Raw genomic sequence first — 16,303 nt, 5'->3', positions numbered from 1 at the left:
GCGCATCCGTCTCGTCGGTCGACGTCGGGGGAGTCGCCGCGGCCGCTCGCCGCGGACGAGCGGGCGGGCCGCTTCTCCCGGAGAGATGCGACCGACGAGGCTGGACCGGGGATCGAAGAGGCGACCGAGTACCTCGTGCGCCGGTTGAGGACCAAGCAACTCTCCAGCCGGGAAGCACGGGAGGCACTGCGTGAGCAGGGTGTTCCGGCGGACGACGCGGCGGATGTGATCGCCGAGTTCGAAGAGCGCGGCTACCTCAACGATGCGGCGCTGGCGGAGTACCTCGTGACCGCGGGGTCCCAGCGCAAGGGGCAGGGACGCGTCGCGATCGGTCGAACCCTCCAGCAACGCGGCATCCCTCGGGAGACCGCTGATGCGGCGCTGGCCGAGCTCGAGGACGACGACGCCGATCGCGCGCTGGAGTTCGCCCGGAGCAAGGCCGCATCGCTCGCGCGATACGACGAGGACACCGCGGTGCGGCGCCTGGTCGGGCAGCTCGCGCGGCGTGGCTACGGCGGCGGTGTCGCGATGACGGCGGCCAGGACGGCACTGCGGGAGAACACCCGCTCCTCGGGAGCACGCGGGCGCGTCCGCTTCGAGGACTCCGACTGACGCCGTCGAGCATCGGACGCCCGCGGGGCCGGGCGGCGGTACATCGGTCCGGATCCGTTCGGAGGGCGGGCCCGGGTGCTCCGACCGACCGTAGAATGGCTGACATCATGAGCACTCCAGCCAGTGAGCCGACGATCATCGCGCCCTCGATCGCAGCGTTCGACGACGCGGGACGCCCGCGCACCTACGAGGTCCGCACCTTCGGGTGCCAGATGAACGTGCACGACTCCGAGCGTCTGTCCGGATCCCTGGAGAGCGCCGGCTACGTGCGTGTGGACGAGGGCGCGGAGGCGGACGTCGTCATCATCAACACCTGCGCGGTGCGCGACAACGCGGCGGGCAAGCTCTACGGCACCCTCGGCCACCTGAAGTCCCGCAAGGACAAGCACGAGGGCATGCAGATCGCGGTGGGCGGCTGTCTGGCCCAGATGGACAAGGACGCCGTGCTCGACAAAGCGCCGTGGGTCGACGTCGTGTTCGGAACGCACAACATGGGCTCCCTCCCGGGGCTGCTGGAGCGCGCCCGGCACAACGGCGAGGCGGAGATGGAGATCCTCGAGTCCCTCGAGGTCTTCCCCTCCACGCTGCCCACGCGGCGGGACTCGGCTCACAGCGGGTGGGTCTCGATCTCGGTCGGCTGCAACAACACGTGCACGTTCTGCATCGTCCCGAGCCTGCGCGGCAAGGAGAAGGACCGCCGCCCGGGAGACATCCTGAACGAGATCCGCCTCCTCGTCGAGGACGGCGCGATCGAGGTGACGCTGCTCGGGCAGAACGTGAACTCGTACGGTGTCGAGTTCGGTGATCGACAGGCGTTCGGAAAGCTGCTGCGTGCGGCGGGGCAGATCCCGGGGCTGGAGCGGATCCGCTTCACGAGCCCGCATCCGGCGGCGTTCACCGACGACGTCATCGACGCCATGGCGGAGACGCCGAGCGTCATGCCCCAGCTGCACATGCCTCTGCAGTCCGGCAGCGACCGGATCCTCCGCGCGATGCGCCGCTCCTACCGCAGCGAGCGCTTCCTCGGGATCCTCGACCGCGTCCGCGAGCGCATCCCTCACGCCGCGATCTCGACGGACATCATCGTGGGCTTCCCCGGCGAGACGGACGAGGACTTCGAGGACACGATGCGCGTCGTCGAGCAGGCGCGGTTCGCGAACGCCTTCACGTTCCAGTACTCGATCCGCGAGGGCACCCCGGCCGCCACCATGGAGGACCAGGTTCCCAAGGAGGTCGTGCAGGAGCGCTACGACCGCCTGATCGCCCTGCAGGAGCGGATCTCCCTCGAGGAGAACCAGAAGCAGCAGGGACGAGAGATCGAGGTGCTGGTCTCCGTCGGCGAGGGCAAGAAGGACGCGGAGACCCATCGCCTCACCGGGCGCGCGGAGGACAACCGACTCGTGCACTTCGAGGTCCCGGAGGGCTCCGACATCCCCAGGCCCGGTGACGTCGTGACCGTCACGGTGACGCACGCCGCGCCGTTCCATCTCCTCGCGGACTCCCCGGACGGGAAGCCGCTGCGCATCCGTCGCACCCGTGGCGGGGACGCATGGGACCGGGCGCAGGCGGAGAGCTGCGGGGTTCCGGCGCCCGCCGACGGCGCGGGGGCCCGCCCCGTCTCCCTCGGGCTGCCGACCCTGCGCGTCGGCGTGTGACCCTTCCGGGACCGGACGCGATCGGCCCGGGCGACGGTCGCCGTCCGCCCCGGCTGTGGGCGGTCGTCGGAGCCACCGGGACCGGGAAGAGCGAGCTCTCCCTGGATCTCGCCGAGGCCCTGGCATCGCACGGGGTGCAGGCGGAGGTCGTCAACGCCGACGCCATGCAGCTGTACCGCGGGATGGACATCGGCACGGCCAAGCTGCCGGTGTCCGCTCGGCGCGGCATCCCGCACCATCTCCTCGACGTCCGGGAGGTCACCGAGGAGGCGGCTGTGGCGTGGTACCAGCCCCTGGCCCGCTCGGCGATCGAGGACATCCATGCCCGCGGTGCCGACGCGATCCTCGTCGGCGGATCGGGGTTGTACGTGTCGAGCGTGCTCTACGACTTCCGGTTCCCGCCCCGGGACGAGACGGTGCGTGCGCGCTGGGAGTCGGAGCTGGCGGAGAAGGGGCCGTCGGCGCTGTTCGCGCAGCTGGCCGAGCGGGATCCGGTCACCGCGCAGCGGATCGACCCGCGGAACGGCCGCCGGATCGTCCGGGCGCTGGAGGTGCTGGAGCAGGGGAGCGCGACCCACGGGGCGGCTCTGCCGGACCGCCCCGTGCCGTGGCATCCGCGGACGCGCATCCTCGGGCTGACGGTGGAGCGGTCGGTCCTCGTGGAGAGGCTCGATCGACGCGTGGAGCGCATGTGGCAGGAAGGACTGATGGCCGAGGTGGCGGGGCTGCGCGAGCAGGGCTTGGAATCGGGGATCACCGCGCGCCGCGCGATCGGGTACGCCCAGGCGCTCGCGCAGGGCGCCGGGGAGCTGTCGGAGGCGGAGGCGATCGCCCAGACCCAGGCGCTGACCCGGCGGTACGCGCGCCGTCAGGTGTCCTGGTTCCGGCGGTACGAGGAGGTCCGCTGGCACGACGCTCTCGCGGGAACGGCCTCGTTCCTCCGGGAGGCTGTCGCCGAGGAGAGGCCCCGATGACGGCGGCAGCACGGCTCCGCGCGTTCGAACCGAGCGACACCGAGGCCGTCGTCGCGCTCTGGGAGGAGGCCGGGCTCACGCGACCGTGGAACGATCCGCGTGCGGACATCCTCCGCAAGCTGTCCGTACAGCCCGAGCTCTTCCTCGTCGCGGTCGATCCGGCGGACCGCATCGTGGGCTCCGTCATGGCCGGGTACGACGGGCACCGCGGATGGCTGTACTACCTCGCGACGGCCGGCGCCGCACGGGGGCAGGGGATCGGTCGGCTCCTCGTCACGGAGGCGGAGCGGCTGCTGACGGAGATGGGCTGCCCCAAGGTCCAGCTGATGGTCCGGCGGGAGAACGAGCAGGTCCTCCGGTTCTACGAAGGGCTGGACTACGAGCCGGTCGACGTCGCGATGATGGGCAAGCGGCTGATCGCCGACAGCCCGGGCGCCTGACCGCACGGCCGGCGATGTCCGTGGCCCCGGGGATGATGGGCGCATGGCGACTCACTACTTCACGGCGTCCTCGCTGGACGGCTTCCTGGCGACGACCGACCACTCGCTCGACTGGCTGCTTTCACAGGACATCGACATGGAAGGGCCCATGGCCTATCCCGGTTTCGTCGAGGGGATCGGCGCGCTCGCGATGGGCGCCTCCACCTACGAATGGGTCATGCGCAACGAAGAGGGGCGGTGGAGCTATCGTCAGCCGACCTGGGTGTTCACGCATCGCGATCTCGACCTTCCGACGCAGGGGGATGTGCGGCTCACGCAGGCGGACATCCCGACCGTCCACGCCGAGCTGGTCGAGGCCGCGGGAGACAAGGACGTGTGGATCGTCGGCGGTGGGGATCTGGCGGGACAGTTCGCCGATGCGGGGCTGCTGGACGAGGTCTGGATCCAATACGCTCCGGTCACGCTCGGCGCGGGGATGCCGCTGCTTCCGCGCCGGTTGGACCTCGAGCTGCAGGAGGTGGCGCGCAACCGGGCCTTCCTGTGCGGCCGATACCGGGTACTGACGGGCCGGACGAACGTCTGACCCGAGCGTTCTGCTCTGAGCGGATCCGCTCGATGCCGTCGCGGCCGCACGCCTAGCATGTGGCCATGACCGACAACGCCCCTCGCCCCGCGCCCGAGCCCGACGCATCCGTCCCCGACTCGCCTCGTCCCGTCGCGCCGCTGCGGGAGCCCGAGCCGCTCTGGCGGGAGGTGGTCGGCGACCTGCTCCGCGCCGAGCGGATGGACCGGGGCGAGACGCTGGTGGAGACCTCGCGGCGTGCCGGCGTCTCCCCGCAGTACCTGTCGGAGATGGAGCGGGGCATCAAGGAGCCGTCCAGCGAGATGCTGGCTGCTGTCGCGGGCGCCCTCGACCTCACGCTGCTGGATCTCACGCTCGGCGTCGCGGAGCGGATGGCTCCCCGCGCCGTCCCCGCGGCGGTGACCGCGGCGACGTTCTCGCGGGCGGCCTTCGCCCTCGCGGCGTGACGACGGGGCCGGCCGGGACACCGGCCGGCCCCGATCGCGCGAGCTGATCAGGGCACGAGCTCCCGGCGTTCAGCGATCACCTCGTCCACGATCCCGTACGTCCGTGCGGCGTCGGCGGTCAGCACCAGGTCCCGATCGGTGTCGGAGCGGAGATCCTCCGCCGCCCGGCCGGTGTGCGCGACGAGGATCCGTTCGAGCTCGCTGCGCACGCGCACGATCTCGTCGGCCTGGAGGATGAGGTCGGGGATCGCACCCCGTCCCTGCGCGGCCGGCTGATGCAGCACGATCCGCGAGTGGGGGAGGGCGGCACGCTTGCCCTTCGCGCCCGCAGCGAGGAGCACGGCCCCCACGGAGACCGCCTGACCCATGCAGAACGTCGCGACGTCGGAGCGGATGAAGCGCATCGTGTCGTACACGGCGAGCATGGCGCTCGGGTCCCCGCCCTCGCAGTTGATGTAGAGCTGGATGTCCCGGTCGCCGCCTTGGGCGTCCAGGTAGAGGAGCTGGGCCACGAGGGAGTTGGCGACGTCGGAGTCCAGCGGTGTGCCGAGGTAGATGACCCTCTCGGCGAGCAGGTGCGAGTACACGTCCATGACCCGGTCGCCGCGGGGCGTCTGGGCGACGACGTTGGGGATGAGGAACTGGGCCATGTCAGGCTCCTTCCCGAAGCGGGGCGGGTTCGGCGACGAGGCCGACGGCGCGGCGTGCGACCTTCGGCATGATGACGGGGAACGACGACGTGATCTCGTCGATGAAGCCGTACTCGAGTGCCTCCTGGGCACTGAACCAGCGATCGTGCAGGGAGTCCTCGAAGACCCGGTCCAGGGGCTGGCCGGTGTCCTCGGCGATGAGCCCGAGCACCGTGTCGCGGGTCTGGCGGAGGTCTGCGGCCTGCAGCTCGACGTCCACGGCCGTGCCGCCGATCCCCGCGGATCCCTGGTGCAGGAGGACGCGGCTGTGCGGGAGCGCTCGGCGCTTCCCCGGTGTCCCCGCGGACAGCAGGAACTGGCCGGCGCTGCAGGCGAGCCCGAACGCGACGGTGCCGACGTCGCAGGGGACAGCGCGCATGAGGTCCCGGATCGCGAGCATGGCCGGGACCGAGCCGCCGGGCGAGTGGATCCACAAGGTGATGTCGGCCTGGTCGTCGTCGGCGGCGAGGGCGAGCAGCTGCGTCATCAGCAGCACGCCGTTGTCGTCGTCGAGGGGGCCGTCGAGGACGAGGATCCGACGGGCGTAGAGCATGCGACGGGTGTCCGCGTCGAACAGGTTGCGTGGAGCGTCTTCTGTCATGCGACCAGCCTGCGGCGTCGCGGATCGGCACGGCCCCGGATCCGCCGTGGGCTGATCCACCCTGAGCGGATGGCGGTGCAGGACCGGCCCGTAGACTGGGGCGATGGTCGCATTCGCCAAGGGTCACGGCACCGGGAACGACTTCGTCATCATCGCCGACCCGGACGGAGAGCTCGACCTCTCGCCGGAGCAGGTCGCCGCGCTGTGCGACCGGCACTTCGGCATCGGTGCGGACGGGCTGCTGCGCGTGGTGCGCTCGCGCGCGCTCCCCGAGGGGGCGGCGGCTCTCGCGGAGGAGCCCGCGGCGGAGTGGTTCATGGACTACCGCAATGCCGATGGCTCCATCGCCGAGATGTGCGGGAACGGCGTCCGCGTCTTCGCGCACTACCTGCTGGGCTCCGGCCTCGCCGAGCTGGAGCACGGCGCGACGCTGCCGATCGGGACCCGTGCGGGCGTGCGCGACGTGATGCGCAGCGAGACCGGTTATCAGGTGGATCTGGGGCGCTGGCGTCTCGCAGGCGGTGAACCGCTCGCTCGTGCCCACGGCCTCGGCGTGCCCCGGCCGGGGCAGGGGATCGACGTGGGGAACCCGCACGTCGTCGTCGCCCTCGCCTCGGAGGAGGAGCTGGACGGCCTCGATCTGACCCGGTCGCCGGAGCTGGCGCCTGCCCCCGAGGCCGGGGCGAATGTGGAGTTCGTCGTCCCGGCGGACCCCCTCGTCCAGGACGGTGTCGGACGCGTCCGGATGCGGGTGTTCGAACGAGGCGTGGGAGAGACGCTGAGCTGCGGGACCGGTGTCGCGGCGACCGCGCTCGCGGTGCGGCATTGGGCCGGGTCCGCGGCACCGGACGCCTGGCGGGTCGAGGTCCCCGGCGGGGTCCTCGGCGTGCGGATGTTCCCCGCGGAGGACGGCGAGCACGTCGCGTTGTCCGGTCCGGCGCAGATCGTGTTCCAGGGCGAGATCGACCTCGTCTGACGCTGCTCGTCCCGGTGAAGGTCAGATGACCGGGATGCCCTCGGTGGGAGGCGTGCCGTGGCGGCGCACCTTGAGGACGCGGAAGCCGCGGCCCGTGGCGGCGCGGTACACGCTGTAGCCGGGGGAGAAGGTCGCGGCGAGCCACCGCTGCAGGGAGTCCGATCCCAGGTTCCGGCTGACCACGAACCAGCCGTCGCTGCGCTCGTCCAGCCGTGGGATCCAGCGCTCCAGGAGTCCGTGCAGCTCGTTCTTGCCGACCCGGATCGGAGGGTTGGAGCGGATGGTGCGGAAGACGACGTCGTCGGGAACATCGTCGGGCGTCACGGCGTTGACGTTATCGAGCCCGAGTTCGGCGGCGTTGCGGCGTACGAGATCCAGGGCGCGCTCGTTGACGTCGACGGCCCAGATCGTGGCGTGCGGGGCGCTCAGCGCGAGAGAGATGCTGATCGGACCCCATCCGCAGCCGAGATCGAGGAGGTTGCCGCCGGGAGGGGGAGGCGGGGTGTTCGCGAGCAGCACGGACGTCCCGGCGTCCACATGATCGGGGCTGAAGACCCCGGAGGCGGTGGTGAGTTCGAGTTCACGGCCCGCAAGCGTGACCCGGATCCGACGCAGGTTCTCAGGGCTTGCGGGGGCCGCAGTGAAGTAGTGGTCGGACCCCATACGGTGAGCGTAGCGGAGAGCCGGGGCTAAGGTTAAGGCGCTCTTCCGGTGCGGAGAGCGACAGAAAGGTGCGGATGACGCAGTCCACGACGAACGACGATCACGACGACGCGATCGAGCGCGTCCTCAAAGCGGGGGAGCAGCGCACGCAGCCGCGGGTCTTCGGCGCCGCGCAGGCGCTGCAGGACGAGGCGACGGCGACGTACTCCTCTGCGGACGGCGAGCAGTGGGACCTCGAGGACCGGCATGCGCTGCGGCGCGTCGCCGGGCTGTCCACCGAGCTCGAAGACGTCACCGAGGTCGAGTACCGACAGCTCCGCCTGGAGAACGTGGTCCTGGTGGGCGTGTACCCCCAGGGCGCGCAGGAGGACGCGGAGAACTCGCTGCGCGAGCTCGCGGCGCTGGCGGAGACCGCCGGTGCCGTCGTCCTCGACGGCGTGCTCCAGCGCCGCCCGCACCCGGATCCCGCGACCTACCTCGGGCGGGGAAAGGCACAGGAGCTCCGTGACATCGTCGCGGCGCTCGGCGCCGACACGGTCATCGCCGACACCGAGCTCGCGCCCAGCCAGCGTCGCGCGCTGGAGGACGTCGTGAAGGTCAAGGTGATCGACCGCACGACGGTGATCCTGGACATCTTCAGTCAGCACGCGAAGAGCCGAGAGGGCAAGGCCCAGGTCGAGCTGGCCCAGATGGAGTACATGCTTCCGCGGCTGCGCGGCTGGGGCGAGTCCATGAGCCGCCAGGCGGGTGGACAGGTCGGCGCCGGCGGTGCCGGGATGGGGTCGCGCGGACCCGGTGAGACGAAGATCGAGCTGGACCGCCGCCGCATCCGGACGAGGATGGCGATCCTGCGCAAGCAGATCCGCGACTTCGCTCCCGCTCGCGAGGCCAAGCGCGCGGAGCGCAAGCGCAACACGATCCCGTCGGTCGCCATCGCCGGGTACACGAACGCCGGCAAGTCGAGCCTGCTGAACGCGCTCACGAGCGCGGGCGTCCTCGTCGAGAACGCCCTGTTCGCGACGCTCGACGCCACGGTCCGGCGGACGGAGACGGCCGACGGCCGCGTCTACACGCTGACGGACACGGTCGGGTTCGTCCGGAACCTCCCGCACCAGCTGGTGGAGGCGTTCCGATCCACGCTCGAAGAGGTCGCGGACTCCGACGTCATCGTCCACGTGGTCGACGGGTCCCACCCGGACCCCGCCGGTCAGCTCCAGACCGTCCGCGACGTGATGGGCGACGTCGGCGCGCGCGACCTGCCGGAGATCGTGGTCTTCAACAAGGCCGATCTGCTGGACGACGACGAGCGGCTCGTGCTGCGGGGCCTCGTCCCGGGGGCGCACTTCGTGTCGTCTCGGACCGGCGAGGGGATCGAGGAGTTGCGGGCGACGATCGACGAGACCCTGCCGAAGCCGGCGGTGGAGATCCGCGCGGTGGTCCCGTACGACCGCGGCGATCTCGTGGCCGCCGTGCATGAGACGGGCCTGCTCGTCTCGGCCGAGCACGAGGAGGCGGGGACGGCGATCCACGCCCACGTGTCGGAGCGTCTGGCCGCGGAACTGGGTCCGTTCGCCGTCTGACGCGGGTCAGGCGCGGAGGCGGCGCTTCTGATCAGGGCTCAGGAAGCTCGCGCGCACGCTGGTGCGCGCGAGCTCCGCGAGCTCGTCCGCGGTCAGCGAGAACGTGCGGGCCAGCGCTCGCAGGTTGTCGTCCAGGTAGCCACCGAAATACGCCGGGTCGTCGGAGTTGATCGTGACCTGGAGCCCCGCGTCGAGCGCCCGCCGGAGGGGGAAGTCGGACAGCTCCCGGATGACCCGGAGGCGGGTGTTGGAGAACGGGCACATCGTCAGCGGGACGCGGTCGGCGGCGAGCCGTGCGACCAGCGCGGGGTCCTCCAGCGCGCGGTTCCCGTGGTCGATGCGCTCGACGCCGAGGACGTCCAGGGCCTCCCAGACGTAGTCGGCCGGTCCTTCCTCTCCCGCGTGTGCGACGAGCCGCAGCCCGGCGTCCCTGGCGCGGTCGAACACGCCGGCGAAGAGCGACGGCGGGTATCCGACCTCGGCCGAGTCGAGTCCGAGACCGGTGACCGCGAAGCCGGTGTCGAGGACGCGATCCAGCATGCGGGCGGCGTCCTCCACCGGGTCGTCCCGGAGGACGCAGACGATGATGGACGCGGTGATGCCGGTCTGGCCGCCGACCTCCGCGATCGCCCGATGGAGTCCCGCGAGGACCACGGCCTCGGGGATCCCGCGCTTCGCGTGCGCCTGCGGGTCGACGAACATCTCCGCGTGGACCACGCCGCCGGCGTGGGCGCGGCGGAGGTATGCCGCGCCCAGCGTGAAGAAATCGTCCTCCGTCTGGAGCACCCGCATGTTGTCGTAGTACAGGTCGAGGAAGGACTGCAGATCCGTGAACCGATAGGCCTGCTGGAGCTCCTCCTCGGAGGCGTACGGCAGAGTGAGCCCCTTCGCCCGGGCGAGCTCGAAGATCGTCGCCGGCTCCAGGGTTCCCTCGATGTGCACATGGAGCTCGCAGAACGGCAGGTTCTCTTTCGCGGCCGGGGCTGTCGTCATCGGATCCGAAGTGGGCATGGGGTCACCGTAGCCGCTCGCCGCGCCGTCCGTGGTCAGCGTCCCGCTTCGCAGGTCGTGCCGATGATCGCGGTCATGCGGGGAGGGCGAGGTGGAGGATCGGGTAGGGTCGGCCGTCCCCGTCCAGCTCGCTACGACCCACCTGAACGAACCCCCGGCTGAGGTAGAAGCCACGGCCGCTGGTGTTCTGCTCGTTCACGTCGACCCTGATGACGCCGTGGTGGGCGATGGCCTCGGTGAGGAGGAGGCTGCCGATTCCTGTGCCTCGTGCGTCCTCGGAGACGAACAGCATCTCGAGGCTGCCCTCCGCGACGCCGGCGAACCCCACCGCGGTGCCGCTCCGGTCGGCGACGATGAGCTCGACGGCCGGAAAGTAGACGGAGGCGAGGTTGCTCTCGATGCGGGCGAAGTCCGCATCCTCGAGGAAGTCGTGCGTGGCGCGGACCGCGCTCCGCCAGATCTCGGTGAGCTGCGGATATTCCGCGGGTCCGTGAGCGGGTCGGAGCGTGACGGAGCGGGCGGCCTCGGGCATCAGATCATCCTGGCCGACCCGGCCAGCAGGTTCAAACCCGATCCGGACTCACCCCGCAGGCGGGCGTTTCGCCGTCAGCGTGTGGCGGCCGCACCCGTCGGCGGTACCACCCCCGGAATCGAACGACGGCGACGACGCGGCGGTTCAGGCCGCCTGCTAGGGTGTCTCGACGATGACACGCACAGTACCGCGCGCCTCGCGAAGGTCCACCTGGTGGCTTCTCTTCCTCGCCGCGGTCCTGTGCGTGTTTCCGGTTCTCGTCATGGCCGGAAGCCAGTACATCGATCGTGGCGATAATGTCGTAGGGAGTTGCTTTTATGTCCCTGCGCCGGATGACGTGGCGTCGATAGACAATGCCCTGCGTCAGGCATCGTTGACGGCCGTTCCTGCTGGGATCCTCTGCGAATGGGATCGCGCCGGCGGCGGAACGGTCAGTGTTCAGACCGGTTGGCCGACGACGGTCGCTGGTATGGCCGGAAGTGTGCTGCTGGTCGTGTTCACGGCTGCGGCTCTCCGATGGCCAGGGACGGGACGCCGGTTCGTGACCGTGATCCCGCTCGCGCTGGGAACCGCGCTGTGGATCGTGGTGTTCCTCAGCGCGCACACCGTCGCCGCCTAGCGTCCCGCGCCCGGGGAACGATGGATAGGCGTCGGTTCCGTGCCCGAGAACGACGGAAGGCCTGCTCGGGATTCACGCCGAGCAGGCCTTCCGTCGTTGGTGTGGTGCACCCCCTGGGACTCGAACCCAGAACCCACTGATTAAGAGTCAGTTGCTCTGCCGATTGAGCTAGAGGTGCGTGGCCGGTGTTCCCCGGCCGAGGAACAACACTAGCAGGGGATCCGTAGGACGCGAAATCGAGCCGGGTCCTACCCGGCGGGTATTCTGAGGACGTGTCTGAAACCCCCGCTGCCACCGACTTCCGGGGTGACCTCGAGCTCGCCCTCCGCCTCGCCGACGCCGCCGACGCCCAGTCGCTCCCGCGCTTCGACGCGGCCGATCTGACGGTGTCGCTCAAGGCGGACCACTCCCACGTCACCGACGCGGATCTGGCGACGGAGCGCGCGATCCGTGCCATCCTCCAGGCCGAGCGTCCCGAGGACGGTATCTTCGGCGAGGAGTACGGAGCAGAGGGCGGAACGCACCGCCAGTGGATCATCGATCCGATCGACGGTACCGCCAACTTCCTGCGCGGCGTTCCGCTGTGGGGCACGATGATCGCCCTCGCCGTGGATCACAAGCCGCTCGTCGGCGTGGTGAGCATGCCCGCCCTCGGGCGTCGGTGGTGGGCCGGCGCGGGCCTCGGCGCGTGGACGGGCACGGAGGCCGAGCCTCGCCGGATCCACGTCTCGGACGTCTCCTCCCTCGACGAGGCGAGCGTGAGCTTCCAGAGCATCGCCCAGTGGGACGAGGCCGGCCATCTCGACGACCTGGTGGCGCTGAGCCGCCGCGTCTGGCGGGACCGCGCGTACGGAGACGTCTTCTCCTACATGCTGCTCGCCGAGGGACGCATCGACATGGTGGCCGAGTTCGACGTGAAGGAGTACGACATCGCCGCCGCCTTCGCCATCGTCGCGGAGGCGGGAGGCCGCGCGACGGCGTTCGACGGGCGGAAGACCCTGTCCGGACGCTCCGCGCTCGCCACCAACGGGCGCCTGCACGACGCTTTCCTGGGCCTGCTCGGCGGGCCTCCGTCGGCACCGGCGGACACCGCATGACGGCGCGGGCGCCGCGCAGACTCCTCCCGGCCGTTCTCGCGGTCGGGATGATGGCGATGCTGAGCGCCTGCAGCCCCTCCGCCTCGGGCGCGGGCACGGGAGGCGGGGCGCCCTCCTCGCCGTCCGAGGACACGGCCGGATCCGCGACCCCGTCCGATCAGCCGACCGGACCGCCCACGTGCGACACCCTGATCTCGGCGACGACCGTCGATGCGCTGAAGAAGCTCGGCTGGACCTCGGAACAGCGCGAGTTCTCGGTCGGGCCGGAGGTGGTCCCCGACGGCCTCCTCTGCCTCTGGGCGGACTTCACCCACGCATCCGACCGCGGGCAGATGTACGGATGGGCGCCGATCGACGCCGAGCGCGCGGCGACGCTTCAACAGCAGCTCGTCGAACAGGGGTGGATCCGTGAGGACAGCGACCGCGGTGTCTACATCACCATCGACCCGGACTTCGCGTTCGAGAAGGACGCGGACGGCTACGGATCGACCTACCTCTTCGGTGACGGCTGGGTGACGTTCTCGGACACGCGGCAGGGACTGGTGCTGATCGAGGCACCACGCTGAGACCGTCCGGCGGGCGGCGCCGGGCGGAGCGACGACAAGGAGGACCGTGATGCGACTGGCCATGGTGGGACTCGGCCGAATGGGTGCGAACATCGTGCGGCGGCTGCTGCGCGACGGGCACGAATGCGTGGTGTACGACCTCAACCCGGCGGCGGTCGCCGAGCTCGTCGCCGAGGGAGCGGTCGGGGCCGAGAGCATCGCGGACCTGGCGACGCAGCTCGACGGCCCCCGCGTCGTGTGGGTGATGATCCCGGCGGGGATCACGGGCCAGGTGGTCGACGAGGTGGCGGCGGTGCTGGAGCCGGGAGACGTCATCATCGACGGCGGGAACTCCAACTATCACGACGACGTCCGCCGCGCCGAGGCGCTGCGCCCGCGCGGCCTGCACTACGTGGACATCGGCACGAGCGGCGGGGTGTTCGGACTGGAGCGAGGCTACTGCCTCATGGTCGGCGGTCCGGAGGAGGCGGTCACGCTGATCGAGCCGATCCTGCGCACGGTCGCCCCCGGCGCCGGAGACGTGGAGCGCACACCCGGGCGCGAGGGCGAGCTGGCCCCGGAGGAGCTCGGCTACCTGCACTGCGGGCCGTCCGGAGCGGGTCACTTCGTGAAGATGGTGCACAACGGCATCGAGTACGGCGCCATGGCGGCGCTCGCCGAGGGGCTGAACCTCCTGCACAACGCCGACGCGGGCGTCCGCGAGGCGGAGCATTCCGCGGAGGTCGCGCCGCTGGAGCAGCCGGAGTTCTACCAGTTCCCGATCGACACCGCGAAGGTCACGGAACTGTGGCGTCGCGGCTCGGTGATCTCCTCCTGGCTGCTGGACCTGACCGCCGCGGCGTTGCACGAGAATCCGACGCTGGACGGGCTGGCCGGGCGGGTCTCGGACTCCGGAGAGGGCCGCTGGACCGTGAAGGCGGCGGTGGACGTGGGGGTTCCCGCCCCGGTCCTGTCCGCGGCGCTGTTCGGCCGCTTCGCGTCGCGCGGCGAGGGCCAGTTCGCGAACCAGGTGCTCTCTGCGATGCGGCTGCAGTTCGGGGGACATCAGGAGCGCCCGGCCGGCGACGTGCTGGAGGCGGGCGGACGCAGCGCCGACGCCGGGTGAGCGCACCACGAGGGACGCCGCGCATGTTCGCGGTGTCGTGGCCCGCGGGGCCGGATCGGGAGAACGAGGACGCGGTCGTCCTGCGCCCGGGCATCGGGGTCGTCGTCGACGGAGCGGGACTGGACGCCTCGGTCCGCCGGGGCTGCGTGCACAGCGTCGCCTGGTACGCCCGCAGCCTCGCGGCGGCCTTCGGCGAGCTCCTGGAGGACCGCCGGGTCGCGATGACGGACGCGCTCGCCGAGGCGATCCGCATCGTGACCGCCTCGCACGGCGACGGCTGCTCGCTGATCGGGGGATCGCCGAGCGCCACGGTCGCCGCCTGGCGCGTCGACGGCGACGACGTGGAGCACCTCGTGCTGTGCGACGCCTCGATCGTGGTCCTGGATGCGGACGGAGGTGTTGAGGAGATCACGGACCGACGCATCGAGGAGGTCGTGACGCGTCGCACGGCCGAGATCCTGGCTCAGACGGCGGGGCCTCGCCCGCCGACGCCCGAGGAGGTCTGGTCGACGCGGTTCCGCGCCCTGGAGGAGACCCGGAACGTGCGGGGCGGCTTTTGGTGCGCCCAGGCCGACCCGGCCGCGGCCGGGGAGGCGCTGACCGGTCGACGCCGGATCGGCGACGGGGGAGCGGCTGCCGTGCTCGCCGCGTCCGACGGCGGCACGCGAGGCTTCCAACTGGTGGGAGCGCATGATCTCGCCTCCTTCGCGGCCCGTGCCGCGTCGGGCGAGCTGGAAGAGCTCGCCGCCGAGATCCGCACGGGGGAGGAGCGTCTGCGCGAACGCGGCACGTTCCGCGGCAAGCCCTTCGACGACCTGACGATCGTCGTCGGGTCCTTCGTGCCCCCAGCGTCCCTCTCCTCGCCGCACGGTGGCGCGACGCCCGAACCGATAGCGTGACGGCATGGACCGGACGACCGTCAACGCGCATCTGCGCGCGCAGTTCTTCCCCCTCCTCGCCGCCGAGGGGTTCACCCGCAAGGGCGATGTGGCCAGGCGCGTCCTCGACGGCGGCGTGGTCCACGTCGTGGACCTCCAGCACCAGCCTCGTCGGCACCTGTTCCAGGTGAACCTCGGCGCGCATCTGCTCGGCCTCGGCGGAGTGGCCGGCGCAGAGGCGCCCGAGATCGAACGCTTCCGGGACCACGACTGCGCCTGGCGCGGTGGGATCGTCTCCGGATTCCGGAACGCGGACGACGCCGAGTTCGCGTGGGGCGCGACGGACGAGGAGGCGCGGGAGTCCGTCGCCTTCCTCGTCTCCGAGTGGCCGCGGCAGTCGGAGGCGTTCTTTCGCCCGTACGCGGCGTATCCGGACACGTTCCTCGACGCCGCCCGCGAGGCGCTCACGACCCTTCCGCACCCCGCCACCATGCTCACGTGGGCGCGGGTGGCCCGGATGGCGGGGGAGGACGATCTCTCCCGTCGGCTGGCGTCTGCGGCACTGCCTCGGGTGCCCGAACGCGCTACCTCGCTCCGGGCCTCGCTGGAGCGCATCGCGGAGTGAGCGCCGGAGCCGCCCGGATATGAAAAAGCCCCTCGGCCCGTATGCACGGGACCGAGGGGCCTTCCACAGCGACAGCGGCTGGTGGAGCTGGGGGGAATCGAACCCCCGTCCAACGCTGAGTCTCCACGCCTTCTCCGGGCGCAGTCTGTGCAGACGTTCTGCTCGGCCCCGACCTTTGTCACAGACACCTAAGTCGACAGGCCCAGTCCGGGAAGAGTCCCGTGCGGCGTCCGGACGCCACCGCACAGCAAGATCCCTAGATGACGCCAGAATCCGTACCGGGATCACATACGGTCTGACGGACTATCGGGCTCGCTTACGCAGCGAGGGCGAAGTCAGTGCGCTTTGCATTGGCACTTATTGTTTTGCAGGGAGCGTTCACGAGATAACCCTGCATCCTCGGCCCGCTTCTCGTGGATTCACAGGCGCTGTCGAAACCGATCAGCCCCGTGGTCCTTCTCTCGAAGGAGCCGCTGTCGCGCTGTGGAGTTGTCAGGGGCGCCGAAACACCCGAGCATCACAGACTACAACGCATCCGCCGCCCACGCCATTCCGCGGGCGACGGATGCGTCCCGGTCAGGCCCGTCGGCGGCGGACGGCGACGAGCGCGACGGTGCCGAGGAGCAGGAGGAGCCCGCCGATCGCCAGGGG

19 protein-coding genes, 1 tRNA gene and 1 other RNA gene are annotated in these 16,303 nt (G+C 70.9%); 14 read left to right on the top strand and 7 right to left on the bottom strand.

The genetic code is table 11. From position 1 onward, the window contains the following. Positions 1-144: 144 nt before the first annotated feature. The 6 genes from MR1_RS20495 to MR1_RS04940 all read left to right on the top strand — a co-directional run bounded on the left by MR1_RS20495 (position 145) and on the right by MR1_RS04940 (position 4,710). The gene (locus tag MR1_RS20495) at positions 145-612 is read left to right on the top strand and encodes a regulatory protein RecX (protein WP_255218094.1); all 468 of its coding nucleotides are present in this window, start codon (positions 145-147) and stop codon (positions 610-612) included. Between the two features lie 107 nt (positions 613-719). Continuing rightward, a complete protein-coding gene (miaB, locus tag MR1_RS04960; protein ID WP_067243650.1) occupies positions 720-2,267 on the top strand; it encodes a tRNA (N6-isopentenyl adenosine(37)-C2)-methylthiotransferase MiaB in 1,548 nt (515 codons plus the stop codon). Continuing rightward, positions 2,264-3,241 carry a tRNA (adenosine(37)-N6)-dimethylallyltransferase MiaA gene (gene miaA, locus MR1_RS04955; RefSeq protein WP_255218093.1) on the top strand — a complete coding sequence of 326 codons (978 nt, stop codon included), beginning with the start codon at positions 2,264-2,266 and terminating at the stop codon, positions 3,239-3,241. The genes miaB and miaA overlap by 4 nt, the downstream gene beginning before the upstream one ends. Then, positions 3,238-3,681 (top strand): GNAT family acetyltransferase, encoded by a 444-nt coding sequence (locus MR1_RS04950; RefSeq protein WP_067243570.1) that lies wholly within the window; start codon positions 3,238-3,240, stop codon positions 3,679-3,681. The genes miaA and MR1_RS04950 overlap by 4 nt, the downstream gene beginning before the upstream one ends. A gap of 43 nt (positions 3,682-3,724) precedes the next feature. Then, positions 3,725-4,264 (top strand): dihydrofolate reductase family protein, encoded by a 540-nt coding sequence (locus MR1_RS04945; protein ID WP_067243569.1) that lies wholly within the window; start codon positions 3,725-3,727, stop codon positions 4,262-4,264. A 65-nt stretch (positions 4,265-4,329) separates the two neighbouring features. Next, positions 4,330-4,710: a helix-turn-helix domain-containing protein gene (locus MR1_RS04940; RefSeq protein WP_067243646.1), complete on the top strand. Its 381-nt coding sequence runs from the start codon at positions 4,330-4,332 to the stop codon at positions 4,708-4,710. A 47-nt stretch (positions 4,711-4,757) separates the two neighbouring features. On the opposite strand, the gene MR1_RS04935 is transcribed toward MR1_RS04940, so the two are convergent. Together MR1_RS04935 and MR1_RS04930 are read right to left on the bottom strand one after the other, a co-directional pair. Further along, positions 4,758-5,360, bottom strand: coding sequence for a ClpP family protease (locus MR1_RS04935; protein ID WP_067243568.1), 603 nt, complete (start codon positions 5,358-5,360; stop codon positions 4,758-4,760). Between the two features lies 1 nt (position 5,361). Then, positions 5,362-6,000, bottom strand: a complete 639-nt coding sequence (locus MR1_RS04930; RefSeq protein ID WP_067243567.1) for a ClpP family protease — start codon at positions 5,998-6,000, stop codon at positions 5,362-5,364. A 103-nt stretch (positions 6,001-6,103) separates the two neighbouring features. Between MR1_RS04930 and dapF the strand changes: the two genes are divergently transcribed. After that, positions 6,104-6,976 (top strand): diaminopimelate epimerase, encoded by an 873-nt coding sequence (dapF, locus tag MR1_RS04925; RefSeq protein ID WP_067243566.1) that lies wholly within the window; start codon positions 6,104-6,106, stop codon positions 6,974-6,976. A 21-nt stretch (positions 6,977-6,997) separates the two neighbouring features. On the opposite strand, the gene MR1_RS04920 is transcribed toward dapF, so the two are convergent. Next, entirely contained in the window at positions 6,998-7,639 is a 642-nt protein-coding gene (locus tag MR1_RS04920) for a class I SAM-dependent methyltransferase (RefSeq protein WP_067243565.1), read from the bottom strand. Positions 7,640-7,713: 74 nt separating this feature from the next. Between MR1_RS04920 and hflX the strand changes: the two genes are divergently transcribed. Next, positions 7,714-9,219 (top strand): GTPase HflX, encoded by a 1,506-nt coding sequence (gene hflX / locus MR1_RS04915; protein WP_067243564.1) that lies wholly within the window; start codon positions 7,714-7,716, stop codon positions 9,217-9,219. Between the two features lie 6 nt (positions 9,220-9,225). Here hflX and MR1_RS04910 read toward each other — a convergent pair whose 3' ends face one another. Together MR1_RS04910 and MR1_RS04905 are read right to left on the bottom strand one after the other, a co-directional pair. Next, positions 9,226-10,230 (bottom strand): adenosine deaminase, encoded by a 1,005-nt coding sequence (locus MR1_RS04910; protein ID WP_067243563.1) that lies wholly within the window; start codon positions 10,228-10,230, stop codon positions 9,226-9,228. Between the two features lie 73 nt (positions 10,231-10,303). Continuing rightward, on the bottom strand, positions 10,304-10,762 hold the full coding sequence (locus MR1_RS04905; protein ID WP_067243562.1) for a GNAT family N-acetyltransferase: 459 nt from the start codon (positions 10,760-10,762) through the stop codon (positions 10,304-10,306). A gap of 469 nt (positions 10,763-11,231) precedes the next feature. On the opposite strand from MR1_RS04905, the gene MR1_RS19675 reads away from it, so the two are divergent. Further along, a complete protein-coding gene (locus MR1_RS19675) occupies positions 11,232-11,381 on the top strand; it encodes a hypothetical protein (RefSeq protein WP_157517905.1) in 150 nt (49 codons plus the stop codon). Positions 11,382-11,483: 102 nt separating this feature from the next. Here MR1_RS19675 and MR1_RS04900 read toward each other — a convergent pair. Continuing rightward, positions 11,484-11,559 (bottom strand) — tRNA-Lys (locus MR1_RS04900). Positions 11,560-11,653: 94 nt separating this feature from the next. On the opposite strand from MR1_RS04900, the gene MR1_RS04895 reads away from it, so the two are divergent. Genes MR1_RS04895 through MR1_RS04875 form a run of 5 tightly spaced genes read left to right on the top strand, consistent with a single transcriptional unit; the run spans position 11,654 to position 15,652 of the window. Beyond that, a complete protein-coding gene (locus tag MR1_RS04895; RefSeq protein ID WP_067243561.1) occupies positions 11,654-12,478 on the top strand; it encodes an inositol monophosphatase family protein in 825 nt (274 codons plus the stop codon). Further along, the gene (locus MR1_RS04890; protein ID WP_157517904.1) at positions 12,475-13,044 is read left to right on the top strand and encodes a hypothetical protein; all 570 of its coding nucleotides are present in this window, start codon (positions 12,475-12,477) and stop codon (positions 13,042-13,044) included. The genes MR1_RS04895 and MR1_RS04890 overlap by 4 nt, the downstream gene beginning before the upstream one ends. 49 nt (positions 13,045-13,093) lie before the next feature. Next, positions 13,094-14,149, top strand: coding sequence for a phosphogluconate dehydrogenase (NAD(+)-dependent, decarboxylating) (gene gnd / locus MR1_RS04885; protein ID WP_067243560.1), 1,056 nt, complete (start codon positions 13,094-13,096; stop codon positions 14,147-14,149). Between the two features lie 23 nt (positions 14,150-14,172). Beyond that, complete coding sequence (locus MR1_RS04880; RefSeq protein ID WP_067243559.1) at positions 14,173-15,048, top strand: protein phosphatase 2C domain-containing protein; 876 nt, start codon at positions 14,173-14,175, stop codon at positions 15,046-15,048. Positions 15,049-15,052: 4 nt separating this feature from the next. Continuing rightward, positions 15,053-15,652 carry a DUF4304 domain-containing protein gene (locus tag MR1_RS04875; protein ID WP_067243558.1) on the top strand — a complete coding sequence of 200 codons (600 nt, stop codon included), beginning with the start codon at positions 15,053-15,055 and terminating at the stop codon, positions 15,650-15,652. A 79-nt stretch (positions 15,653-15,731) separates the two neighbouring features. Here the strand turns inward: MR1_RS04875 and ssrA are convergent. Then, positions 15,732-16,101: a transfer-messenger RNA gene (ssrA, locus tag MR1_RS04870) on the bottom strand. Positions 16,102-16,303: the final 202 nt, after the last annotated feature.

Origin of the sequence: Microbacterium resistens NBRC 103078 (assembly GCF_001552355.1) — a bacterium.
GTDB lineage: Bacteria > Actinomycetota > Actinomycetes > Actinomycetales > Microbacteriaceae > Microbacterium > Microbacterium resistens.
Note: the sequence above shows the minus strand (reverse complement) of the source record. Positions and strands in the feature narration are given on the sequence as shown.